A 23,403-nucleotide genomic window follows, 5' to 3' on the forward strand; every position below is an offset into this window, starting at 1 on the left:
ATTAAAACACTTTATTTATGTAGAGGGCCTGAATACGGCATATCTGAGAACAGCTGTACCCTGTGGCCTCTGCGGTTTCGCGGATGCTCAGTTTCTTGACCTGTCGGTAGTACAGGACTTTCTGATGCCGTTCCTGAACGGCCTGTTTTCCCCGATATTTACCCAGCGAGTGGGCCCGTTCAATCCCCTGTTTTTGCCGCAGGCGACGGCTCAACCAGTCCTTATGCGACATCGCAGCCATCAGGTCGATAAGCATGTTATTGATGGCGGTTATCACGGCGCGGGTGATTAAATCATCCAGCGAAGGGTCTTTATCTGACAGCGCCTGCCATGAAGTGGGAACATCCAGGCTGACAATCCGCAGCTCATGCTGTTCTATCTGCTTTTTCAGCATCATCCAGTCGCTGTTGCTGAGACGGGTCAGCCGGTCTATCTGCTCTACCAGCAAAATATCATTGCGATGACTGTCCATCAGTAAGCGGCCCAGCTCTGGGTGGTCAAGTTTTGTACCGATGATATTTTCCCGGTAGTAACTGGCTATTTTATGCCCTCACTCCTGAACGAACTGCTCCAGCATCTCTTTTGCCCGATCGGCAAACCCGTAACGCGCTGGCGCGTGCGGTATTTATGCACCGACTGGGAGAAATCAGGGACAGAAAACCGGAAAATCAGAGCTATCGCGCCAGTGGACTGACGCTGCTGACGACTGCCATACCCCTGTGGAATACCGTCTATATGGAAAGAGCGGTCGATGCCCTGAAGCGCAAAGGGGTAAAGATCAACGAGCAACTACTATCACATTTGTCCCCGTTAGGCTGGTAACACATCAATCTGACAGGCGATTATATATGGAAAAGCAACCGGATACCGGCTTCCGGTAAGTTTCGTCGGCTGAGACCAGCTAAAGTCGAAAGGTCAAAAAACAGCCTTAACGTACAATAATTTTCTATATCGAAACTGCCTCCTATAAAGCACAAATCCGTGGCCAGCATGCTCGATTATTTACAGGTGGAATATTGAACACTTTGTGATAAAGCCCACTAATTTAACCTGCGCCACGCGGATGGTCAGTGCTGAGGCCTTAGAAAAGACATCCTGGTGACGCTCGTTATCGCCTGCTTAGCGGATAGAGAAAGGTCCGATTTGATTCAGAATCACAAAAATTTTTTTAGTCGTTTTTTGCAAGAAAATTATATACGGATATGATTATATTTAAAATCATCAAACAATTTAGAATTTAAGGGAGTTGAGTTATGGGCTTATCACCTAACAGATCTTTTCCGCATGCTTTCTATATTAATAGGTATGGATCCCCATCAGAAAGCAATGCATTAAATGGTAATAAAAACCACAAAACAGCAGATTTTTCCTCCCGTTGTATATCGGTCGTTCAGAGATCTGATATCTCCTTTATTAGTAAAACTGAAGGCCAACACGTTGACAATCGTCATGAAGGGATTAGAAGAGGTGCAATCCAGCAGGAATTAGATAAATTTCCTCCAAATGCTACAACGGAAGAGATTAAAGAATTGATTAAAAGAGAGTTACCTTCTCGCAGACATTTCATTTTCTAATCAATAATTACCCCTGAGCATCAGAATGCACTGATGCTGATGTAGTAACGTATTCATCTGCATGCTCTGGCGTATGTGCTTATTACAGAGCACATATCATCAAAATCGCTGATTTAACTTATACTGCTTAACTTCGCGATCTCTTGTCTTTCCCTGGTTTCTCATCGGTATCGTCCCTGTTTGGGATGATACCTGGATTGCCTGCTACACATCTTTTATAGATGCTGCGTACCAGCCGATCATATTCACCAGAATACGCAGGAATCGCAGTTTACACTCTTAAGATGGGGAAGCCGCCGCTCCTTTTATGCATGAACGGGCGGCGGCTGGCTGACAGGCGATCGTTCGGATAATCAACCATCAATACTAATCGTGTTGATGTGTTTGATACTCAAAGGGGAAATTGGACCTTCAACTTGCACCTCATCTACAGCGAGATAGTTGGAATGTATCGCATCTTTAGCTAACGCCAGAGCTTCATCCTGTGGAATACCCAATTCTCGAATAGCTAGATTCGCAATACCATTAATCAACGATGTTGGATTTTTATCCATATTTTCTCGAAATGAGAAAACTTGTTGTTTGTTGGTTTCTATTTTATAAAGGTGATATTTTTTGCTCTGGCCTTGATGCTCTATCATATGGATAAAGTCTTTAACTTTTTCTTTTGAGGTTGAAGCAAATACGGTATTTTTACCAAATACACGAACCTCACAAGGCTCATTACTGTTTGACCCTGACCCAAAATCCTGCTCCATTCAGAAACAGAATTCCGGCATGATAAACACTCCCCTGAACGGAGGATGTGCCGATGAAAAAGTCACGATTCACCGAAGAGCAGATTGTTTTTGCCCTCAAGCAGGCTGAACTGGGTACGTCAGTGCCGGACGTCTGTCGCAAGCTGGGCATTTCGGATGCCACTTTCTATACGTGGCGTAAAAAATACGGCGGCATTTCTCCTTCGGAGCTGAAGCATATGCGGCAACTGGAAGAGGAAAATCTGCGGCTGAAGAGGCTGGTTGCCGATCTGAGCCTCGACAAGGCGATGCTGCAGGACGTGCTGGCAAAAAAGAGCTGACGCTGGCACGCCTGCGCGAATGGGTCAGGGATTTGCAAGCCCGCTACGGTGCCAGTGAGAGACAGGTCTGTTTTGCGCTGCGGGTCAGCCGCAGCTCGTTTCGATATCGTTCTGTGGCCGCCGACGACAGCGCACTGCGGCTACGCATCCGTGAGATAACCGAAACCCGGGTTCATTACGGGTACCGCCGGGTACACGTGATGCTCAGGCGGGAAGGCTGGCGCGATAATCACAAAAGAATCTACCGCCTCTACTGTGAGCAGGGTCTGTCGCTGCGCCTCAAACGGCCACGCCGCAATAAATCGGCCCAGCGCCGACAACCGCAGCCTCAGGGTCTGTATCCGAATCACGTCTGGGGCATGGATTTTGTCTCGGACGCGCTGTTTAACGGGCGACGACTGCGCCTGCTGACGGTTATCGACCTTTACACCCGCGAATGCCTGGGGATCTGCGTAGGGCAGAATCTGCGTTCAACAGAAGTGGCAGAAATGCTGAACAGCATAGCGCTCAGGCGTCCCTTACCGCAGTTGCTGAAAACCGATAATGGATCTGAATTTGCAGGAAAAATGCTGGATAGGTGGGTGTATGAAAGAGGTATTAGGATCGACTTCTCACGGCCGGGAACACCGACGGACAACGCCACGGTCGAGTCCTTCAACGGCAGGTTGCGGCAGGAATGCCTGAACGAGAACTGGTTCATGTCTCTGGAGGATGCACGGTGCAAAATCGAGGCCTGGCGCATACACTATAACCAGAGTCGTCCCCATTCTGCACTGGGCTGGATGACTCCCTCTGAATTTGCCGAAAAATCTGCCGGTTGCCAGAATACGCAACCAACATGAAGCCGGTTATTCCTGATTATGAATGGATCACATACGGGGAGCGGGTCAAGTTCATCGCCTTATCTGCAACGCGCCGTAGCAACAGGACAGACACTAAAAAGCGCCGAAATTCGCTTCTATCAGATCAATCATGCCGGTCAGGAAGTCTGTTATTACATCATCGCACTGGAAAATGTGAAGGTGACGGGGGTTAATACCTCCGTACCAAATGTAAAAACATCCAGCTCACAGCTCAATCACATCGAAAATGTCAGCCTTCAGTATGAGAAAATCACCTGGCGGTATGTCGATGGTAATGTGCAGTTTTCTGATGCATGGAATGAAAGGCCTACCGCATAGTAAAATGCGCAATGCGTCGCTTTCAGGGGCGCATTTTCTTATCAAAACGAAGTTGTTTCCTGATGAGAAAAAATACTTTTGATAGAAACAAATACAGCAATACAGTTAATACCAGTGTTGTTGAAAAATTAAGGTAAAAGTAAACGTTATCAATATCTTCAGCAGAGGCGCTGTCATTGATAAAATTCGAAATTTTGTCAGCAGTATCAATGCTTACTATATCATAAAAATAAGGGGCAGATAGTCTGCCAACGATGAAGAGGATAATCATAAAGGTCACAATTTTGATTATCCTGCGGAGCATAGCTGCCATTTATATAACCACTTCAATTTGCCCGTAAGCCTGCATATTTTTCATGCAGGTTACGGGGATCTTGCTGGTTCTCAACAGCGCATTTCTAAGAGTCGCATAATCACTATCATGACACAGGGTTATACAACCTTTAGATATTCTGCCGGGGTGTAACCTGAAGTTACCTCTCCAGACGTCATCAAGCCACCTTCCGTCATTCACGTTACCCCACGAATCAGGAAACAAAGCAAACCACTCGCTATGCTTGAAGCTTGCCCCATATACATAGTGGTTTATGATATCCCGGCTGACTTCATTAGCTCTTGAATAAGAGAGAAGCCTTCCCTGTGGTCTGTCCACAATCCAGTATCTTCCTAGTGGTACAGGACCCTGAGACGGTAGTTTTGAACAGCTGGACTGATTTACACAGCCACCATTCCCGGAGAAGGCCATAAATACACCGACGCCTGGAACTGTCAGAGGTGCTATGTCCGCCCCATTAAGTATAAACTTTCCGTATAAAGCCACTGAAATTCCTTGATATTTTTTATATCCATCCATCATAGCGTTATTAACAATTCAGTAGTTTGAGCTACAGCAAGGAATTTTTCATTTCCCGCTTTTGCACAGCAAAGCTTTACGGCTGGAGTTCAGACCGTTTTTTCAGCCGAAAATAGGTGGCTCGTGAAATACCCGTTTTTCTGGCACTGTTGCAAAAATCTGAAGGTGATAAAATTATGGCCACCTTTTGCTGAGGGAGCAGCGCATGAACCCATTCAAAGGCCGGCATTTTCAGCGTGACATCATTCTGTGGGCGGTACGCTGGTACTGACCTGCCTCCAATAATTAAGCCGACACTTAACTAGTAACATCGTTTTGAGCGGTATCATTTTTGCCACTGCGATAGTTTGCAGCGAATTCCAACGGCGTCAGGTAATTAAGCGCAGAATGTGGTCTTCGCTCGTTATAGTCCTGTCGCCAGTCGCTGATGATCTCGCGTGCCTGATCAAGATCCTTGAACCAGTGTTCATTCAGGCATTCATCCCTAAACCGCCCGTTAAAACTTTCGATAAAACCATTTTGTGTCGGTTTTCCCGGCTGGATAAGTTTTAACTCAATGCCATGATAATGAGCCCATTGGTCCAGCGCATGGCCGGTAAATTCTGGCCCCTGATCGGTGCGTATCGCTTTGGGATAACCCCTGAATAACGCCACATTATCGAGTATCCGCGTCACCTGTTCGTCAGAGATCCCGTGCGCAACAGCGATATCGAGGCTCTCTTTGGTGAAATCATCCACGCACGTCAGGCATTTTATCCTTCTGCCACCGGCGAGAGCGTCCATGACAAAATCCATCGACCAGGCCATGTTTGGAGCACTGGGCCGAACAAGAGGTTGACGCTCCACGGACAGCCCTTTACGACGCTTTCTCCGGTGAACAGCCAATCCATTTTCATGACAAATACGGTAGACTTTTTATGGTTTACGTCGACGCCATCGCGTCGCAGCAGTTGCCAGATACGACGGTAACCAAAGCGTCGGCGCTCATGCGCCAGCGCTTTTATCTGTTCCGACAGCGCTTCATCTCGTTGTGTCCGAAGAGAGCGATAACGACAAGTTGCTCTGGGAAGCCCGGCAAGATGGCAGGCACGACGTTCTGTAATACCTGATTGCTGGCACATCTGAGCAACCGCATTGCGCTTGTGAGACAGTGTTAATACTTTACCCCAAGCGCTGCCTGCAGGGCCTCCTTGTCCAGCATGGTTTCAGCCAACAATTTTTTCAAACGTGCGTTTTCATCTTCAAGCGCTTTGAGACGCTTGACTTCGGAGACTTCCAGACCGCCAAATTTTTTTCACCACGTATAAAATGTCGCATCGGAAATATTATGCTTACGGCACAACTCCTTAGCTGTCATGCCGGCCTCAGCTTCGCGCAGGATGCCAATGATCTGTTCTTCAGAGAAACGCTTTTTCATGGGTAATGTCCTCATCGTTCAATGATAAACATTACTAGCCTGGCGATGGATTAACCAGAGGGGAGCAGGTCAACATCCCATCAGCATTTCTGCTGCTGCAACCCTTTAAGCTGTGCCAGACGCTGGCTGGCATGTTTTTGCGCAAGGCTTTTTGCGACGCCATTGCCAATGCCAAAATCCCCAATAAAGCCCAGCACCGTCAATCCGTTAAACTCGCCCGTTTTATTAATTTCCGCCTGAACCTGCTCCTGTTTGGCAAGCTGATCCTTTATGCCCTGACAATCAAGGGTGGTTGCCTGAACATTGCTGACCGGCGGTGACGACGGATACTGCTTAAGGGCACAGCCGGAAAGCAATAACAAAGCACATAGCAGAGCGGTATTACGGGCCATAGATCACCTGAAGGGAGCGGGAGGATGTGATAGCAACGGCTTTATTATCTGCTGGTTCCGGCAGCATGATGCGGTGAATAGTTCATCAATTCACCGCTAATTGTCACCATAGGTTTGCGTATGGCTTCCTGAGTCAAAGACCACCCTGCGGTCAGCGGCCATACGACGAAATGTTCACCGTGCTTAGTGCTTAGTGCTTAGTGCTTAGTGCTTAGTGCTTAAGAATATAGAGCTCGCGGCTATAGGCCACATCTTCAGGATTATTTACAGGATAACCTTTCACCCAGGGCTTAATCAGACGGCCATTGGTGTACTGATAGATCGGCGCAATGGGGGCCTGGTCCGCAATAATTTGCTCTGCCCGGTTATAGTCGCTGCTGCGGGCCTCGGCGCGCGTCTCCTGGCTGGCCTTATCCAGCACCGCGTCGTACTGCTTATCGGAAAACTTGGCAATATTTCCACTGTGGCTGGAGGTCAGCAGGCTGAGGAAGCTCGAAGGTTCATTATAGTCCCCCACCCATGAGGCCCGGATAACATCAAAATTGCCGCTGTTACGGCTGTCAATATAGGTTTTCCACTCCTGATTTTGCAGCTTCACGCTGACGCCCAGGTTTTTCTTCCACATTGACGCCACGGCGATGGCAATTTTCTGGTGGTTTTCGGAGGTGTTATAGAGCAGTGTCAGATTCAGTGGATGAGTGGGGCCATAGCCCGCGGCTGCCAGAAGCGCCCTCGCCTGCATATTCAGTTCAGCCTGAGTATGCTGCTGCAAAAAGCCCGGCACGGGTTTAAACCCGGCGGTCACGTCCGGCGTAAAATGCCAGGCGGGTTTCTCGCCGGTGCCTAATACCTTTTCAGCAATAATGGTGCGGTCGATAGTCCATGACAGCGCCTTGCGCACGCGCGGATCTGCGGTCGGTCCTTTGGTAGTGTTAAACGCGTAGTAGTAAGTTCCCAGCTGATCGGGCGTATAGACCTCATTGGGGATCTCTTTTTTCAGCAGGCCATACATATTTTTAGGAAAGGATTCGGTGATATCAATATCATTCGCCCGGTAGCGCTTGGTGGCGCTGGACTCTTCATTAATCGGCAGGAACGTCACTTTCGTCAGCAGCGAGTGCGCGTTATCCCAGTAGCTGTCATTACGTACCAGCACCAGCTTTTCATTCACTACCCGCTGCTGAAGCTTGTAGGCACCGTTGCCGACCAGATTTTCTGGCCGCGTCCAGTTTGCCCCGGCCTTTTCAATCACCTTCTGCGGCACCGGGAAGAGGCTGACGCTGGCGGCCAGGCTGGGGAACCAGGGAACCGGCCTGTCCAGCGTCACTTTCAGACGATGGTTGTCCAGCGCGGTTACGCCAAGCTTATCCGGTGAAAGCTGGCCTTTAGCAATTGCCCCGGCATTTTCAATACCCGCCAGTCCGGCAAACCAGGCAGAGTCGGAGGCAACAGCAGGGTCAACCAGCCGCCGCCAGCTGTAAACAAAATCCTCTGCCGTGACAGGGTCACCGTTAGACCAGCGCGCGTCATTCCTGAGCGTGAATATCCAGCTTTTATTGTCGGTGGTATGCCACTGTTCTGCGACGCCGGGAACAATCTTCCCCGACGCATCCTGATTGGTGAGGCCTTCGAAAAGATCGCGGATAACCTGTATTTCAGGCAGGCCGACGGCTTTCGCCGGATCCAGCGAGGCCGGTTCATCTTTGATATGACGCACAATCTCCTGTCGTTCTGCCAGCACCGATCCTGGCGGCACGACCGCCGCACAGAGAGAGAGATTAACGGCCAGCGCAGCGGCAGCGAGGGTGAAGCGGGAAAGTTTCCTCATCAGAGCACCTTTAAACGATCGGGGTCGATTCGACAGGACGGGCGTATGACAGCACTTTAACGCAAATAGCTGATTGAAAAACAGCATTTTTCGCACCCCCGATCGGGGCAGAGGGCGTCGCCGCGTACAGCGCTTTTGTTCGCCCGGTTTTTGCGCTAGTTTGAGGGAAATTATTCCGGAGCCAATACTATGTCTTTGAAACATCCACGACCCCGGCGCGGCAAGCTGGATGCTGAGTATAAGATTTATGGCACCTCAGTGCTGGGTGCCCCGCTGCTCTGGTTTCCCGCTCCCGCAGCGGATAGCGCCAGCGGGCTGATTCTGGCCGGCACTCATGGCGATGAAAACGCCGCAGTGGCCACGCTGTCCTGCGCGATGCGGACGCTGCAAGAGACGCATCGCCGACACCATGTGGTGCTGGCGGTAAACCCGGACGGCTGCCAGCTGGGGCTGCGTGCGAATTCACGCGGGGTGGATCTGAATCGTAATTTCCCCGCCGCTAACTGGCAGCCGGGCGAGACGGTTTATCGCTGGAACAGCGTGGCAGAAGAGCGCGATGTCCTGCTGTCAACCGGCAGCCACCCGGCTTCAGAACCTGAAACGCAGGCCCTGTGCGACCTGATTCACGCACTTAACCCGGCATGGATTGTCACGCTGCACGAGCCGCTGGCCTGCATTGAGGATCCTCACACCAGCCTGCTCGGACACTGGCTGTCAGAACGAATGGCGCTGCCGCTGGTTACCACCGTTGGCTACGCCACCCCCGGTTCGTTCGGCAGCTGGTGCGCCGACCTGAATCTGCCGGTGATAACCGCCGAACTCCCGGCAATATCCGTTGATGAAGCCACGGAAAAATACCTCGACGCGATGGTGGATCTGCTAAGCTGGCGTTCCTGACAACGTAATGCGCCCGCAGCTGAATTGCAGGGCTGGCTCCGCATCCGCGGCCAGCCAGGTAGGGCCATCGAAATCAACGTAGCGGGCGGACAGGACCAGCGGTAGCGCGGCGTTGATTGCCCGTGAGGTGCAGAGCATACAGCCGAGCATAATCTCAAATCCTTCCGCCTTTGCGGCCTCTGTCAGCGCCAGCGCCTCGGTCAGGCCACCGCTTTTATCCAGCTTGATATTAACCATTTCATAGCGCCCCCTGAGCACGGGCAGGCTCTCACGCGAGTGACAGCTTTCATCGGCGCAGATGGGTAGCGGATGGATAAAGTTTTCCAGTAACGCATCTTCACCAGCGGGGAGCGGCTGCTCCAGCATCATCACGCCGAGGTCGGCCAGCAGCTGACAGCGCGCCGCCAGGCCCTCTGCATGCCAGGATTCATTGGCATCGACGATAAGCATCGCATCCGGCACGGCCGTGCGCACCGCTACCAGCCTTTCGGTGATCAGCTGGTTATCCATTTTGATTTTTAGCAGTTTTGCCCCGTTCTGCCACAGCGCCAGCGCACCGCTGGCCATCATCTCCGGCGTATCAATGCTGACGGTCTGCGCCATGGCGACCTGCTGCGGCATCTCAGTACCGGTAAGCTGCCAGAGTGACCGCTGCTGCTGGTTTACCTGCAAATCCCACAGCGCCGAGTCAATGGCATTGCGCGCCGCGCCCGGCGGCAATACCAGCTGGAGCGCTTCACGCGTCATCCCCTGGGCCAGTGCGTCCGTCAACCCGACGATCTGCGCCAGCACGGAGGCTTCGGTTTCGCCGTAGCGTGGATAGGGCGTACATTCACCGATCCCCCTGACGCCCCCCTCCTCCAGCTCAACCACCACCACCCCTGCCTCACTGCGCGCGCCACGGGCAATCACGAACGGCGTATGTAATGGCCAGCTTTCTGGATATACCCTGACTGTTCTCATAGACGGATCCTTGAAGGGAGTGAAATTCCCTGTTATGCCAGTGTGTGGCAAAACACAGCTTACAGGCCGGTTATGCACCGGCCACGCTTTTACTGCGGGGGCGCGCTACCCGCATCTTTTTTGGATGTTGCATCCTCCTCGCCACCCGCTTTTTTCTGGCTCAGACCATACTCACGAAGTTTATTCGCTATCGCAGTGTGGGACACGCCGAGCCGTTTCGCCAGTTTACGCGTGCTGGGATAATTGAGATAAAGGCGGGTCAGCACTGAACGCTCAAACCGGCTGGTGATCTCATCCAGCGAACCCTCAATGGCCTCATCCCCCAGCGGCATATCCAGGGCAAATTCAGGCAGCATGATATCCTGTGGCCGCAGCTCATCCCCTTCCAACTGCGTCAGAGCACGATAAAGCACATTTTTCAGCTGACGAACGTTGCCAGGCCAGGTATAGCGGCTGAGAAAGGCGCTTAGCTGCGGGGAAAGCGTCGGTCTGGCTACGCCCTGTTCGTCCGCAAAGCGGGCGACAAACAGATCGGTTAACGGCAGAATATCCTGCGCGCGCTCGCGCAGCGGCGGCAAATTGAGCGTCAGCACGTTCAGGCGGTAGTAGAGATCTTCCCGGAATTCGCCGCGCTGTACCATTTCCGTCAGGTTCTTCTGCGTGGCGCAGATTACCCTGACGTCAACGTGAACTTCGTGCTCTTCACCGACGCGGCGGAAGGTGCCATCGTTCAGAAAACGCAGCAGTTTGGTCTGCATCCGGGGCGTCATTTCGCCGATTTCATCCAGCAGCACTGAACCGCCGCTGGCCTGTTCAAAGAAGCCCTTCTTCCCTTCAAGCGCATTCAGATAGGCCCCGGCGGCATGACCAAACAGTTCGCTTTCAGCCACATCATCCGGCAGGGAGGCACAGTTGAGGGCCAGGAAAGGCTTTTTACCCCGTGCACTGCGCAGATGGCAGGCCCGGGCCAGCATGTCCTTACCGGTGCCGGTATCGCCAACGATCAGCAGGGGCGCATCCAGCATCGCCAGCTTGCGGGCCTGATCGATGACCTGCCGCATTTTCGGGTTTACCGCCACAATATGCTGAAAATCGGTATCATCATTGACCTTCAGGTTCTGCAGCTGCTGGCCCATTCTCGCCGTAGACTTGAGCATCACCACAGCGCCAGCAGGCTGGCCCGCGTGGCTATTATCTTCAGCGGCATAAATGGGCGTGATCTCCATCAGGAAGTCTCGTCCCTGGATCACCACATGCAGCGCCTGCGGCTTGTCGCTTTCATTTTCCAGCCAGCGCTGGAAGTTAAAACCCGGGATCAGCGCACCCGCGCCTAAACTGCGCATTTTCGCTTCGTTAAGGGCGAACAGCCTCTCAGCCGCCGGGTTAACCCGTTCGATTTTGCTTTTCAGGTCGATAGAAAAAACCGGTTCCGGCATCGCAATCAGCAGTGCGCTAAGCGCACGGTGCTCGCGTTCAGACGGCAGGAACGCCACCGTCTTCACGTCGGTTACGCTCGGAATGCGACGGATTTCAGCCATTAACTGGCTGAAGGACTCAAAATCGACCGGGGAGAAATTAAGGTATATGCGCCCGATAGAGGCTATTTCGATACCGCGAAGATCGATGTTGCGATCCACAAGCAGATCGAGCAGCTCGCGGGTCAGACCCAGCCGGTCCTGACAAAAAACTTCCAGACGCATGCGTGATAACCTTTATTTATGATGGGGCATTCCAGGTGGCGTAGTGCCGATAATACCTTATGATCCTTAACGTCAGAAGTGTCTGGAAGGAAAAGTTGACAGGTTGCAGGTTATTTTTCCGGATTTCTCCGCAGCGTCTCTTTCAGCTCGGTAATCAGATCGCGTCGGAAGTCACCGAGCCGTGGCTTGTCCCCCGCCATCCAGGGCAATGGCCGGCAGAGCTCCATGGTTTTAATGCCCAGCCTGGCGGTCAACAGACCCGCGCCAATCCCCTGCGCGGCCCGGGCAGAAAAGCGGGCGGCAAGATCCTGTGACATCCAGTCCATCCCGACTTCTCTCACCAGCTCTGACGCCCCGGCAAAAGCAATGTTGAGCAATACCAGCCGGAACAGACGCAGGCGGCTGAAGTAGCCCAGTTCAATGCCATACAGCGTGGCAATGCGATTAACCAGCCGCAGGTTGCGCCAGGCAATAAAGGTCATATCGACTAACGCCAGCGGGCTGACGGCAATCATCAGCGTCGATTCGGCCGCGCTGCGGCCAATTTCCCTGCGGGCCTGGCGATCCAGCTCGGGCTGGACCATACGGGCATAAAGCCCGACGATTTCGCGGTCGTTATTGGTTTCATGCAGGGCACCCCGCCAGCGTTGCAGCGCGGGATGCTGACGGGTCAGGCCCGCCTGGCGCGCCAGTCTCTCGCAGAAATCACGCCCTTTGCCGATGCCGTGGCTGGCCAGCAGGTCGCGCGCGACATCCCTTTCCTCCGCGCGTTCACGCAGCCGGTAAAGCCGACGCCATTCGGTCACCAGCGATCCAATGCCCGCCAGCACAATCATTCCCCCCGCCACGCAGCCGCCCATCGCCACCCAGTCCTGCTGGAGCCATGCGGTATGAGCCCACTGCGCCCCCTGAGCCACCAGGCTGACGGCGAATATTCCCAGCCCAACCCGCACCATTTTTCGCCACAGGCTGCGTCGCGGACGGAGTGCGGCCTCCACCACCTGCTCACCCGCGCTCTCCTCTTCGGGTTCGGAAAGGGGCTCCTGCACGGTGAAGGTGGAAATCCCCGGCTCAAATGCCCGGGCGGGTTGCAGCACAGAGGCCCTGTCAGCGGCTGAGGCATCCGGCTGGAACCCTGCTGCGGGATCCTTTTCCGCCCCTGTCGTGGGTGTAAAATCAATACGCGGTTTGAGCGGGGTGGTCATCGCAGCTTATCTCCCAGTAGAAATTCCAAAGCAGAGTCCATACGGATATGCGGCAGCGGGCGGTCCCTGTCGATCGACTGAGGCCGGAACTGTTCGAAATGAAAGCCCTGCTGCTGCCAAAAAGCCTCGCCCGGCAGGCGCGGCGGCACCTCGCCCGGAAAAACCGTGAGCGGCGCGTTATCGTTTAGCCGGTGACCCCGCAGCGCCGGAAAGCTCTCTCCCTGATGATCAACCAGGCCACTTTCGGTTGCCTGCACGGCGGCCAGCGCCACACAGTCGATGTCAATGCCTTCAAAGGCTGCATTTTGCCGTGCATCCTGCACCAGCTGCTCCAGCAGCGAAACCAGATTGGCATGCTGGCTGGTGGTGACATGGTCAGATTTGGTCGCGGCAAACAGCAGTTTATCAATAACCGGGGAGAACAGGCGGCGAAACAGCGTACGCTGACCATACGAGAAGCTTTGCATCAGCTGGGTCATTGCCAGCCGCATATCGTTAAAGGCTTCGGGACCGCTGTTCAGCGGCTGCAGGCAATCCACCAGCACGATCTGCCGGTCAAAGCGCAGAAAATGATTTTTGTAGAATCCCTTCACCACATGCTGACAGTAGTAGTGAAAGCGGGCTTTCAGCATGGCGTAGTTACTGCCCGCCCCGGCCTGTGTCAGGATGGAGTCATCCGCGGCATCCGCCTGCGGCCAGGGGAAGAACTGTAGCGCGGGCGCACCCGCCATCTCTCCCGGCAGCACAAATCTGCCCGGCTGGATAAAGTGCAATCCTTCCTGCTTGCATCGCAGCAGATAATCTGTCCAGGCGGCGGCGATTTCTGCCAGGCGGTTTTCGTCAGCGGGGGCCAGCGGATCAAGATCGGCACACAGCGCCCGCCATCGTGCTGACCACGCCGCCCGCGACCCGGTAAGCATGCCGTTCATCTGCCGCGACCAGCTGAGATAATCCTGCGCCAGCATGGGCAGATCCAGCAACCATTCGCCGGGATAGTCGACGATTTCCAGAGTGAGCGTTGCAGTGTCGGCAAAATGGCGCAGGAGTGACGCGCGGGAACGGTAGCGCAGCGCCAGACGCACTTCGCTGACGCCTCGCGTTGGCGTTGGCCAGTTGGGCGGCGTGCCATAAAGCTGCGCCAGGCCTTCATCATAGGTAAAACGCGGGATGCCCATATCCCGCTGCGTGATGCGTTTGACTCCCTGTAGGCGCCCTTCCCGCACGGCGGTAAAGAATGGCAGTCGCGCACCGGCGTTAACGTTAAGCAACTGATTAATCAGAGACGTAATAAAAGCCGTTTTTCCGCTGCGGCTCAGGCCGGTAACCGCAAGGCGCAGGTGGCGATCCGTTCCCCGACTCACCAGCGAAAGTAATTCACTTTGCAGTCGTTTCATCCAGGTGTAAGGACCTCTTTTAACGGGTGTATTGGCGTGATTGCGTCACCCAGTGTAGCAATTTATGGCGGGTTCATGCCCTCAGGGTTTATTCCAGCGCGCCGTGGCGTGACGCATCATCCGGCGCAGGAGAGGTTCCAGTGCCCAGGCCAGCACGATTTTTAGCGGGCGGCGCGCAACAGATTTGACCGCCCAGCCGGCCAGGCCCGCAGGGCCGTAGCTCATCGCACCGAGCAGCATAAATTTACCAGCCTGCTTTAAAACGGGTCTGGCGTGACGGTTAAAAGTCTGATGAACATTACGCAAGGGGTGTCTCCAGAATTATACCGGGCCCGGATGCGAGCCCGCGTGAACAACGGGATTAAAGCTGACGAAACCGACTGCGAACGCTAAAGGTTTCTGAGGTCACATAGCGTTCCATTTCGCGTAGCGGTAGCTCGACGCCGCGCAGTTCGTTCTGCAAATCATCGAGCAGTTCGCGCGCGCAAGGCCGGGGTTGCGCGCCAGTCGCCGCGCTGTCCGGCTTTTCATCAAGCAGGAAGGCCAGCGCAAAATAAGCGATAGCGGTGAAGATAAAAACACCGAAGAAAAGCGACAGCACCACCATCACCCGCACCAGCTGCACCGGTATATCCAGAAATTCAGCCAGGCCCGCGCAGACGCCCTTGATCTTACCTCTGGCCGGAATGCGGTACAGCCTGCGGCCCTTAAATGTCAGGTCAATCATGGCTGCCTCCAGTTAGGGTGCTCCGCGTTAAGGATCTCTTCCAGCGTCTGAATGCGCTCGCGCATCCTTTTTGCATCAGCCGTGAGCTGCTGTAGCCGCTGGACCTCGCTCTGGGACAGTTCAGCACCGCCATTCTGACGGTTACTGTAGTGCAGCCATAACCAGACCGGTGCCACAAACAGCATAAAAATGGTTAAAGGTATGGCCAGAAATAACGCGCTCATTCACTCTCCTTGAAACAGTTATCCGATAGCTGACGTGGGCACCCACAGGGGTGCCATTCAAAGACTTATTCGCCGCGGTTCATTTTCGCTTTCAGCGCGGCCAGCTGCTCGCTGATTTCGTCATCGGCGTGCAGGTCGGCAAACCGCTGGTCGAGCGTCTGCTGTTTGCCAAAACTCTGGCTTTCGGCTTCCGCTTCCATATGGTCGATGCGGCGTTCAAACGACTCAAACCGCGCCATCGCCTGATCGATTTTACCGCTGTCCAGCTGGCGACGCACATCCCGAGAGGACGAAGCCGCCTGGTGACGCAGGGTCAGCGCTTTTTGACGCGCGCGCGTTTCGCTCAGCTTCTTCTCCAGCTCGCCGATTTCGCCTTTCAGACGTACCAGCGTCTCATCGACCTGCTCCGCTTCCCGGCTCAGCGTCGTGACCAGCTCGGTCAGCTTCTGCTTTTCGATCAGCGCCGCGCGGGCCAGATCGTCTTTCTCTTTGCGCAGAGCCAGCTCGGCTTTGTCCTGCCAGTCGGCCTGCTGTGTTTCCGCCTGCTCGATACGACGCGAGAGCTGTTTCTTTTCTGCCAGCGCACGGGCAGAAGTGGAACGAACTTCAATCAGCGTGTCTTCCATTTCCTGAATCATCAGGCGAACCAGCTTCTGCGGATCTTCCGCTTTTTCCAGCAGAGAGTTAATGTTGGCATTCACGATGTCAGCAAAGCGAGAAAAAATACCCATAATTACACTCCTCATTAATCTGTTTATCAGGCGCGGTGCGCTCTGTTATCTAATTCAATTCCCGTGCCAACTTTTATCTTACTGATTTACCTCAAAAAGATTACTTTACACCCTGGCAAGGTAAGTTTAAGGTGGTGTAAATCACTAACAGATGGTGAATTTCATGAGCGAATTTAACGATACCCTGCTGGGCGAGTCGAACAACTTTCTTGAGGTGCTGGAACAGGTTTCCCGCCTTGCCCCGCTGAACAAGCCAGTGCTGGTGACCGGCGAACGCGGAACCGGCAAGGAGCTGATCGCCAGCCGCCTGCACTACCTCTCTGACCGCTGGCAGGGGCCGTTTATTTCGCTAAACTGCGCGGCGCTGAACGAAAACCTGCTCGACTCCGAACTGTTTGGGCATGAGGCGGGCGCCTTTACCGGTGCGCAAAAGCGCCATCTGGGCCGCTTTGAGCGCGCAGACGGAGGAACGCTGTTTCTGGATGAGCTGGCAACGGCCCCGATGCTGGTTCAGGAGAAGCTGCTGCGGGTAATTGAATACGGACAGCTGGAGCGGGTCGGTGGAAGTCAGCCGCTACAGGTAAGCGTCAGGCTGGTCTGTGCCACTAATGACGACCTGCCCCTGCTGGCACAGCAGGGAAAATTCCGCGCGGATTTGCTCGATCGTCTCGCCTTCGATGTGGTACAACTGCCCCCGCTGCGCGAACGCCGCAGCGATATTCTGGTCATGGCTAACCATTTCGCCATACAGATGTGTCGGGAACTGGAACTGATGCTTTTTGCCGGATTCACTCAGAACGCACAGCAGACGTTGCTGGCGTATCACTGGCCCGGTAATATTCGTGAGCTAAAAAACGTGGTTGAACGCTCAGTATACCGCCATGCAGAACCCGACCAGCCGCTGGATGATATTATCCTCGATCCTTTTCAGCGGCGTTCCTCCGCGCTCACGGCACAATCAGCACCGGCACCGACGGCTGCGCCACAGCTACCCGCCCTGCCCGTGGATTTACGCCGCTGGCAGAATGAACAGGAAAAAGCGCTGCTGGAAAAAGCCCTGGTGGAGTCCCGCTTTAACCAGCGTCGGGCGGCTGTGCTGCTGGGGGTAACCTATCATCAACTGCGCGCGATGATAAAAAAGCACGATATAAATGGCGAGAAACAGGCAGTTGTTCAACCTTAACCCAGAGAAACACCGATGAACCTGAAATTAATTCCACCCGTTATTATCCTCGTTGCGGCCGTCGCCTTTATGTCGTGGTTTTTAGCCAGCGGCGCGTTTGCACCTGGAAGCTAAAGTTCCATAACCCCGCGCGCGGCGATGAGGTCATTTCTAAAATGCATAACGTGCTTATTTTTACGCCTTTTTAAGACAATAATATCTATTTTGTTTTAACTCTGTAGGCTGAGGTCATCAGTAAGCGAGGGATTGGTACTGAGTGCATTTTGGATAACCCCTTTTGTAGTGCTTGCTGCCCGGTAACGCGGGCCTTTTTACATTACAAACGAATCGAATAAGCGGGATACTCCTACTATCCTGCAAGTGGAAATAAGCCCGCCTCGTGCGGGTTTTTTTTCGTCTTTCGGCATCCAGTGACAGCAAAAAAAAGCCCGCTCAAGGCGGGCTAAAGTATTACTGGAAGCAATGTGAGCAATGTCGTGCTCTTCTTCAGTAGAGCCACCGTCGAAGCGCATTTGAATAGTAATCATTCTCACTACTGTCTGTAAAGCATTTTGTTGAGAATTTTTCTCATTACCATAGCAACCCTGGGCGTATTGGCAGCAATCCGCCGGGCGGTGGGTTAGGCGTTCAGGCGCAGGGTGGTTTAAAAAGCGCCAGTTACCACTGCAAACTTTGGGCGATACGGGAGAGTGCGATACACTCTGATTATTGCCTGAGTTTCAGATGACCTATGCGCACACTTATCCCCACCCTACTGACCGGACTGGCTCTGCTGGCCTCCGCCTCTGCCTGCTCCGCCCCGCCGGGCGATATTCGCCAGAGCGGATTTGTCTACTGCGTTAACGGCGCGGTAACCACGTTCAACCCGCAGCTGGCCAGCGGCGGACTGGTCGTGGATACGCTGGCCGCCCAGATGTATGACCGCCTGCTGGATGTCGACCCCTATACTTACCGGCTGATCCCCGAGCTGGCGGAAAGCTGGGAGATACGGGACGACGGTGCCACCTACCGTTTTCATCTGCGCCATAACGTCCCGTTTCAGAAAACCGCCTGGTTCACGCCCACGCGCGCGATGAACGCTGACGACGTGGTTTTCAGCTTTCAGCGTATTTTCGATCGCGGTTCGCCCTGGCATAACGTTAACGGGGGCAGCTATCCCTATTTTGACAGCCTGCAATTTGCCGATGCGGTTAAAAGCGTGAAAAAGCTCGATCGGAACACCGTTGAAATCCAGCTAAAAAATCCTGACGCCTCTTTTCTCTGGCATATGGCCACCCACTACGCCCCAGTGCTGTCGGCAGAGTATGCGGAACAACTGACGCGCGCAGACCATCAGGAGCAGATGGACCGTCAGCCGGTGGGCACCGGGCCTTTTATGCTTAGCGATTATCGTACCGGACAATATATTCGCCTGGCGCGCAATCCTGACTACTGGAAGGGTCTGCCGCGTATGGCGCAGGTGGTGATTGATATGGGCGCAGGCGGTACAGGACGGCTGTCGAAGCTGCTTACCGGTGAGTGCGACGTGCTGGCTTACCCGGCGGCCAGTCAGATTTCCGTGCTGCGCGACGATCCCCGCCTGCGGCTTACGCTGCGGCCGGGGATGAATATCGCCTATCTGGCCTTTAACACCCGCAAAGCGCCGCTGGACCGCCCGGACGTACGTCAGGCGCTGGCGCTGGCGATAAATAATGAACGCCTGATGGAATCGATCTATTACGGTACGGCGGAAACCGCCGCCTCGATCCTGCCGCGCGCCTCCTGGGCCTATAATAATGATTCGCGGGTGACGGAATACAATCCCGGTAAGGCGCGCGAGTTGCTGAAGGCACAGGGCGTGGAAGACCTGCATCTCACGCTGTGGGTGCCCTCGGCTTCTCAGGCGTGGAATCCCAGTCCGTTAAAGACCGCCGAGCTGATTCAGGCCGACCTGGCGCAGGTTGGCGTGACGGTGACTATCGTCCCCGTTGAAGGCCGTTTTCAGGAAGCCCGCCTGATGGAGATGAACCACGATTTGACGCTGGCGGGCTGGGCAACCGACAGCAACGATCCGGACAGTTTTTTTCGCCCGCTGCTGAGCTGTGCGGCTATAGGATCGCAGACGAACTATGCGCACTGGTGCGATGCCGCGCTGGATGACGTGCTGCATAAGGCCCTGCTCTCCCAACATCTTTCATCGCGCGTCGACTACTACGCTCAGGCGCAAAGCATGCTGGCAAAATCTTTACCGGTGCTGCCGCTGGCTTATTCTCTCCGTCTGCAGGCCTACCGGGCCGACATCCACGGTCTGGTACTGAGTCCCTTTGGTAATGCGTCGTTTGCCGGCGTTCATCGCGATAAGGCTGGGGGGAAATAATATGGTGATTTACACTCTGCGAAGGCTGGTACTGTGGCTGGTGACGCTATTTATGCTGACGCTGGTGGGCTTTAGCCTGAGTTATTTTACGCCGCATGCCCCGCTACAGGGCGCCTCATTTAGCGATGCTTTTGTGTTCTGGTATAAAGGACTTCTCCAGCTCGATTTCGGCGTGTCGAGTATCAACGGCGAACCAATAGGCCCGCAGATACGCGAAGTGTTTCCGGCCACGCTTGAGCTCTGCCTGCTGGCTTTTTCACTGGCCATGCTGATTGGTATTCCACTGGGCATCGCCGCAGGTGTCATGCGCAATAAATGGCAGGATAAGCTTATCAGCGCGATTGCGCTGCTCGGATTCTCCCTGCCGGTGTTCTGGCTGGCGCTGCTGCTGACGCTCTATTTCTCGCTGAATCTCGGCTGGCTGCCCGTTTCCGGGCGGTTTGACCTGCTTTACCCGGTCAAAAATATCACCGGCTTTGCGCTGATTGACGCCTGGCTTAGCCACTCCCCCTGGCGGCATGAAATGATGATCAGCGCGCTGATGCACGCCATTCTGCCGGTGACGGCACTGGCCGTCGCGCCCACTACCGAGGTGATCCGACTGCTGCGCATCAGTACGCGTGAGGTGATGGAGAAAAACTATATTAAGGCCGCCGCTACCCGGGGTCTGTCGCTGATGACCATTATCCGGCGTCACGTGCTGCATAATGCGCTGCCACCGGTTATACCCCGCCTGGGACTGCAATTTTCAACCATGCTGACGCTGGCGATGATCACCGAAGTGGTGTTTAGCTGGCCGGGTCTGGGTCGCTGGCTGGTGGATGCCATTCGCCAGCAGGATTATGCGGCTATCTCAGCGGGCGTGATGACGGTGGGTGGACTGGTGATCACCGTTAACGTTCTGGCGGATATTCTCGGTGCCCTCACCACGCCACTTAAGCATAAGGAGTGGTATGCCCTCAGATAACATTTACGACGAGAAGCGGTTACCCAGTCCGCTTCGCCACACCTGGGGCCTGTTTTACCGGGATACCACCGCAATGATTGGCTTTTATACCTTTATTGCGCTGCTGCTGGTGTGCATCTTTGGCCGCCTGCTGGCCCCCTACGGTCTCGACCAGCAGTTTCTGGGCTATCAGCTGATGCCGCCCTCATGGTCGCGCTATGGCGATGTCTCATTCTTTCTCGGCACCGACGATTTGGGTCGTGACGTGCTGAGCCGTCTGCTGAGCGGTGCCGCCCCCACCGTGGGGTCGGCGATTTTGGTGACCCTGCTTGCCGCCGTCTGCGCCATGGTGCTGGGGGTGATGGCCGGTCTGACCCGCGGGCTGCGGTCCGCCCTGCTTAATCACGTGCTGGATACGCTGCTCTCGCTGCCCTCCCTGCTGCTGGCAATTATCGTGGTGGCCTTTATGGGGCCACGGCTTGAACATGCGCTGCTGGCGGTATTTCTGGCGATACTGCCCCGGCTGGTTCGCGCCATCTATACGGCGGTGCATGACGAGCTTGAGAAGGACTATGTGGTCGCGGCCAGGCTGGACGGGGCCACCAGCATGGATATTCTTCGTCATGCGATTTTCCCCAATATCCTTGGGCTGCTGGTGAGCGAATTGACCCGTGCGCTGTCGATGGCGATCCTGGACATTGCCGCACTGGGTTTTCTCGATTTAGGTGCGCAGTTGCCCTCACCTGAATGGGGCGCGATGCTGGGTGATGCGCTGGAGCTGATTTACGTGGCCCCCTGGACAGTGATGCTGCCCGGCGGCGCCATTATGCTGAGCGTGCTGATCGTCAATTTGCTGGGTGACGGCATCCGCCGCGCCATTGTATCGGGAGTTGAATAGATGCCGCTGCTCGATATTCGCAATCTGACCATTGAATTTATCACCGCTGACGGACCGGTGAAGGCCGTGGATCGCGTCAGTATGACGCTAAGCGCGGGCGAGGTTCGCGGGCTGGTGGGCGAATCCGGTTCTGGTAAAAGCCTGATCGCGAAGGCGATTTGCGGCGTAACCCGCGATAACTGGCGCGTGACCGCCGATCGTATGCGCTTTGATGATATCGATCTCCTGCATCTTTCTCCGCGCGAGCGTCGCAAAATCATCGGCCACAATATTTCGATGATTTTTCAGGAGCCGCAGTCCTGCCTGGATCCCTCTGCCAGCATTGGACGCCAGCTGGTGCAGGCGATCCCCGGCTGGACGTGGAAAGGCCGCTGGTATCAGCGCTTTCGCTGGCGGCACCGCCGGGCCATTGAGCTGCTTCACCGCGTGGGGATTAAAGACCATAGCGAGATTATGAGCAGTTTCCCCTATGAGCTGACTGAGGGGGAGTGTCAGAAGGTGATGATTGCCATCGCCCTGGCGAACCAGCCGCGGCTGCTGATTGCGGATGAGCCAACCAATGCTATGGAACCGACCACCCAGGCGCAAATTTTTCGGCTGCTGTCGCGGCTTAATCAGAACAATAACACCACGATACTGCTGATCAGCCACGATCTTCAGATGCTGAGCCACTGGGCTAACCGCATCAATGTGATGTACTGCGGCCAGACGGTGGAAACTGCGCTGAGTCCCGATCTGCTCGATACGCCGCACCACCCTTATACCCAGGCGCTGATCCGCGCCATGCCGGACTTTGGCCGCGCGCTGCCGCATAAAAGTCGGCTGAATACGCTACCCGGCGCGATCCCTTCGCTTGAGCATCTGCCGATTGGCTGTCGGCTGGGTCCACGCTGCCCCTATGCCCAGAAGACCTGTATTCAGACGCCGAGGCTGACCGGGACGAAAAGCCACCTGTACGCCTGCCACTTCCCGCTCAATATGGAGAGTCAGTAATGGTGGATACGCTGCTTGAAGTGCGCGCGCTGAGCAAAACTTACCGCTATCGTACGGGCCTGTTCCGTCGTCAGCACGTGGAGGCGGTAAAATCCGTCAGTTTTACCCTGTCTGAGGGTCAGACGCTGGCGATTATCGGTGAGAACGGCTCGGGGAAGTCAACCCTGGCGAAAATGCTCAGCGGCATGATTGCGCCGACCGCCGGCGATATTATTATCGATGACCGGCCGCTGGAATACGGCGACTATGGCTATCGCAGCCAGCGTATTCGCATGATATTTCAGGATCCCTCAACATCCCTGAACCCGCGTCAGCGCATCAGTCAGATTCTGGACTTTCCCCTCAGGCTCAATACCGATCTCTCAGCCGAAGCGCGCGAAGGGCGCATTATCGCTACGCTGCGCCAGGTGGGCCTGCTCAGAGATCATGCTGCCTACTACCCCCATATGCTGGCGCCCGGGCAGCGGCAGCGCGTGGGCCTGGCGCGCGCGCTTATCCTCCAGCCGAAGGTCATTGTCGCCGATGAGGCGCTGGCCTCGCTGGATATGTCGATGCGTTCACAGCTGGTTAATCTGATGCTGGAGCTACAGGATAAGCATGGCATCGCCTATATCTATGTGACCCAGCATTTGGGGATGATGAAACATATCAGCGACAAGGTGCTGGTCATGCATCAGGGAGAAGTGGTGGAGCGCGGCAGCACCGCGGATGTGATGGCCAGCCCGCTGCACGACCTGACCCGACGCCTGATTAGCAGTCACTTTGGCGAAGCCCTGACCGCCGACGCCTGGCGCAAGGATCGCTAACCTCATTATACCTTTACGCTATTAATTAGCACCGATTGGTCTTTGGTTCACTTCTCC

The 23,403-nt window shown here is 54.8% G+C and carries 22 protein-coding genes and 5 pseudogenes; 12 read left to right on the plus strand and 15 right to left on the minus strand.

The genetic code is table 11. The features are described 5' to 3' along the window. Nucleotide 1 precedes the first annotated feature (1 nt). Nucleotides 2-625 (minus strand): annotated as a pseudogene (locus tag AAGR22_RS11545) (recombinase family protein). Between AAGR22_RS11545 and AAGR22_RS11550 the strand changes: the two are divergent. Together AAGR22_RS11550 and AAGR22_RS11555 are read left to right on the plus strand one after the other, a co-directional pair. Continuing rightward, a pseudogene (locus tag AAGR22_RS11550) lies at nucleotides 595-942 on the plus strand (Tn3 family transposase); the annotation flags it as partial. The pseudogenes AAGR22_RS11545 and AAGR22_RS11550 overlap by 31 nt on opposite strands. A 311-nt stretch (nucleotides 943-1,253) precedes the next feature. Beyond that, nucleotides 1,254-1,574: a hypothetical protein gene (locus AAGR22_RS11555; protein ID WP_345827613.1), complete on the plus strand. Its 321-nt coding sequence runs from the start codon at nucleotides 1,254-1,256 to the stop codon at nucleotides 1,572-1,574. A 353-nt stretch (nucleotides 1,575-1,927) separates the two neighbouring features. Here the strand turns inward: AAGR22_RS11555 and AAGR22_RS11560 are convergent, their stop codons facing one another. Further along, entirely contained in the window at nucleotides 1,928-2,332 is a 405-nt protein-coding gene (locus AAGR22_RS11560; protein ID WP_345827615.1) for a hypothetical protein, read from the minus strand. A gap of 53 nt (nucleotides 2,333-2,385) precedes the next feature. Between AAGR22_RS11560 and AAGR22_RS11565 the strand changes: the two are divergent. After that, a pseudogene (locus AAGR22_RS11565) lies at nucleotides 2,386-3,494 on the plus strand (IS3 family transposase). Nucleotides 3,495-3,542: 48 nt separating this feature from the next. Then, nucleotides 3,543-3,833, plus strand: a pseudogene (gene tssD / locus AAGR22_RS11570) (type VI secretion system tube protein TssD); the annotation flags it as partial. Between the two features lie 22 nt (nucleotides 3,834-3,855). Here tssD and AAGR22_RS11575 read toward each other — a convergent pair. From AAGR22_RS11575 to AAGR22_RS11595, 5 genes and pseudogenes are all read right to left on the minus strand, one after another. Continuing rightward, nucleotides 3,856-4,146: a hypothetical protein gene (locus tag AAGR22_RS11575; RefSeq protein ID WP_345827617.1), complete on the minus strand. Its 291-nt coding sequence runs from the start codon at nucleotides 4,144-4,146 to the stop codon at nucleotides 3,856-3,858. Then, nucleotides 4,147-4,689 (minus strand): DUF2778 domain-containing protein, encoded by a 543-nt coding sequence (locus AAGR22_RS11580; protein ID WP_345827619.1) that lies wholly within the window; start codon nucleotides 4,687-4,689, stop codon nucleotides 4,147-4,149. 294 nt (nucleotides 4,690-4,983) lie between these two features. Next, nucleotides 4,984-6,103 (minus strand): annotated as a pseudogene (locus AAGR22_RS11585) (IS3 family transposase). An 80-nt stretch (nucleotides 6,104-6,183) separates the two neighbouring features. Next, nucleotides 6,184-6,495, minus strand: a complete 312-nt coding sequence (locus tag AAGR22_RS11590; RefSeq protein WP_345827620.1) for a hypothetical protein — start codon at nucleotides 6,493-6,495, stop codon at nucleotides 6,184-6,186. Nucleotides 6,496-6,706: 211 nt separating this feature from the next. Continuing rightward, nucleotides 6,707-8,323: a peptide ABC transporter substrate-binding protein gene (locus tag AAGR22_RS11595; RefSeq protein ID WP_067701608.1), complete on the minus strand. Its 1,617-nt coding sequence runs from the start codon at nucleotides 8,321-8,323 to the stop codon at nucleotides 6,707-6,709. 189 nt (nucleotides 8,324-8,512) lie between these two features. Here AAGR22_RS11595 and mpaA point away from each other — a divergent pair, with 189 nt between their 5' ends. After that, nucleotides 8,513-9,220 carry a murein tripeptide amidase MpaA gene (gene mpaA / locus AAGR22_RS11600; RefSeq protein ID WP_345827622.1) on the plus strand — a complete coding sequence of 236 codons (708 nt, stop codon included), beginning with the start codon at nucleotides 8,513-8,515 and terminating at the stop codon, nucleotides 9,218-9,220. Here the strand turns inward: mpaA and ycjG are convergent. From ycjG to pspA, 8 genes are all read right to left on the minus strand, one after another. Beyond that, on the minus strand, nucleotides 9,203-10,183 hold the full coding sequence (gene ycjG / locus AAGR22_RS11605) for an L-Ala-D/L-Glu epimerase (protein WP_345827623.1): 981 nt from the start codon (nucleotides 10,181-10,183) through the stop codon (nucleotides 9,203-9,205). The two genes, mpaA and ycjG, sit on opposite strands and share 18 nt — an antisense overlap. A gap of 89 nt (nucleotides 10,184-10,272) precedes the next feature. Beyond that, nucleotides 10,273-11,883 (minus strand): transcriptional regulator TyrR, encoded by a 1,611-nt coding sequence (tyrR, locus tag AAGR22_RS11610; protein WP_345827625.1) that lies wholly within the window; start codon nucleotides 11,881-11,883, stop codon nucleotides 10,273-10,275. Between the two features lie 110 nt (nucleotides 11,884-11,993). After that, nucleotides 11,994-13,088, minus strand: coding sequence for a TIGR01620 family protein (locus AAGR22_RS11615; RefSeq protein ID WP_345827627.1), 1,095 nt, complete (start codon nucleotides 13,086-13,088; stop codon nucleotides 11,994-11,996). Then, nucleotides 13,085-14,482 (minus strand): YcjX family protein, encoded by a 1,398-nt coding sequence (locus AAGR22_RS11620; RefSeq protein ID WP_345827629.1) that lies wholly within the window; start codon nucleotides 14,480-14,482, stop codon nucleotides 13,085-13,087. The genes AAGR22_RS11615 and AAGR22_RS11620 overlap by 4 nt, the downstream gene beginning before the upstream one ends. 81 nt (nucleotides 14,483-14,563) lie before the next feature. Further along, nucleotides 14,564-14,722, minus strand: a complete 159-nt coding sequence (pspD, locus tag AAGR22_RS11625; protein ID WP_067702208.1) for a phage shock protein PspD — start codon at nucleotides 14,720-14,722, stop codon at nucleotides 14,564-14,566. Nucleotides 14,723-14,843: 121 nt separating this feature from the next. After that, nucleotides 14,844-15,209 carry an envelope stress response membrane protein PspC gene (pspC, locus tag AAGR22_RS11630; RefSeq protein ID WP_067701592.1) on the minus strand — a complete coding sequence of 122 codons (366 nt, stop codon included), beginning with the start codon at nucleotides 15,207-15,209 and terminating at the stop codon, nucleotides 14,844-14,846. Beyond that, nucleotides 15,206-15,433, minus strand: a complete 228-nt coding sequence (gene pspB, locus AAGR22_RS11635) for an envelope stress response membrane protein PspB (protein ID WP_067701587.1) — start codon at nucleotides 15,431-15,433, stop codon at nucleotides 15,206-15,208. Before pspB ends, pspC begins: the two co-directional genes overlap by 4 nt. Nucleotides 15,434-15,498: 65 nt before the next feature. After that, on the minus strand, nucleotides 15,499-16,164 hold the full coding sequence (pspA, locus tag AAGR22_RS11640; RefSeq protein ID WP_067701585.1) for a phage shock protein PspA: 666 nt from the start codon (nucleotides 16,162-16,164) through the stop codon (nucleotides 15,499-15,501). Nucleotides 16,165-16,327: 163 nt separating this feature from the next. Here pspA and pspF point away from each other — a divergent pair, with 163 nt between their 5' ends. From pspF to sapF, 7 genes are all read left to right on the plus strand, one after another. Continuing rightward, the gene (gene pspF / locus AAGR22_RS11645; protein ID WP_345827634.1) at nucleotides 16,328-17,347 is read left to right on the plus strand and encodes a phage shock protein operon transcriptional activator; all 1,020 of its coding nucleotides are present in this window, start codon (nucleotides 16,328-16,330) and stop codon (nucleotides 17,345-17,347) included. A 15-nt stretch (nucleotides 17,348-17,362) separates the two neighbouring features. Then, entirely contained in the window at nucleotides 17,363-17,461 is a 99-nt protein-coding gene (locus AAGR22_RS11650) for a YoaK family small membrane protein (RefSeq protein WP_156484926.1), read from the plus strand. A 616-nt stretch (nucleotides 17,462-18,077) separates the two neighbouring features. Then, nucleotides 18,078-19,703, plus strand: a complete 1,626-nt coding sequence (gene sapA / locus AAGR22_RS11655) for an ABC transporter substrate-binding protein SapA (protein ID WP_345827635.1) — start codon at nucleotides 18,078-18,080, stop codon at nucleotides 19,701-19,703. A gap of 1 nt (nucleotide 19,704) precedes the next feature. Continuing rightward, a complete protein-coding gene (sapB, locus tag AAGR22_RS11660) occupies nucleotides 19,705-20,670 on the plus strand; it encodes a putrescine export ABC transporter permease SapB (RefSeq protein WP_345827636.1) in 966 nt (321 codons plus the stop codon). After that, nucleotides 20,657-21,547, plus strand: coding sequence for a putrescine export ABC transporter permease SapC (gene sapC, locus AAGR22_RS11665; RefSeq protein WP_345827637.1), 891 nt, complete (start codon nucleotides 20,657-20,659; stop codon nucleotides 21,545-21,547). Before sapB ends, sapC begins: the two co-directional genes overlap by 14 nt. Further along, a complete protein-coding gene (gene sapD, locus AAGR22_RS11670) occupies nucleotides 21,548-22,540 on the plus strand; it encodes a putrescine export ABC transporter ATP-binding protein SapD (protein ID WP_345827638.1) in 993 nt (330 codons plus the stop codon). Next, entirely contained in the window at nucleotides 22,540-23,346 is an 807-nt protein-coding gene (gene sapF, locus AAGR22_RS11675; protein WP_345827639.1) for a putrescine export ABC transporter ATP-binding protein SapF, read from the plus strand. The genes sapD and sapF overlap by 1 nt, the downstream gene beginning before the upstream one ends. The last annotated feature ends 57 nt before the right edge of the window (nucleotides 23,347-23,403 follow it).

Origin of the sequence: Erwinia sp. HDF1-3R (assembly GCF_039621855.1) — a bacterium.
GTDB lineage: Bacteria > Pseudomonadota > Gammaproteobacteria > Enterobacterales > Enterobacteriaceae > Erwinia.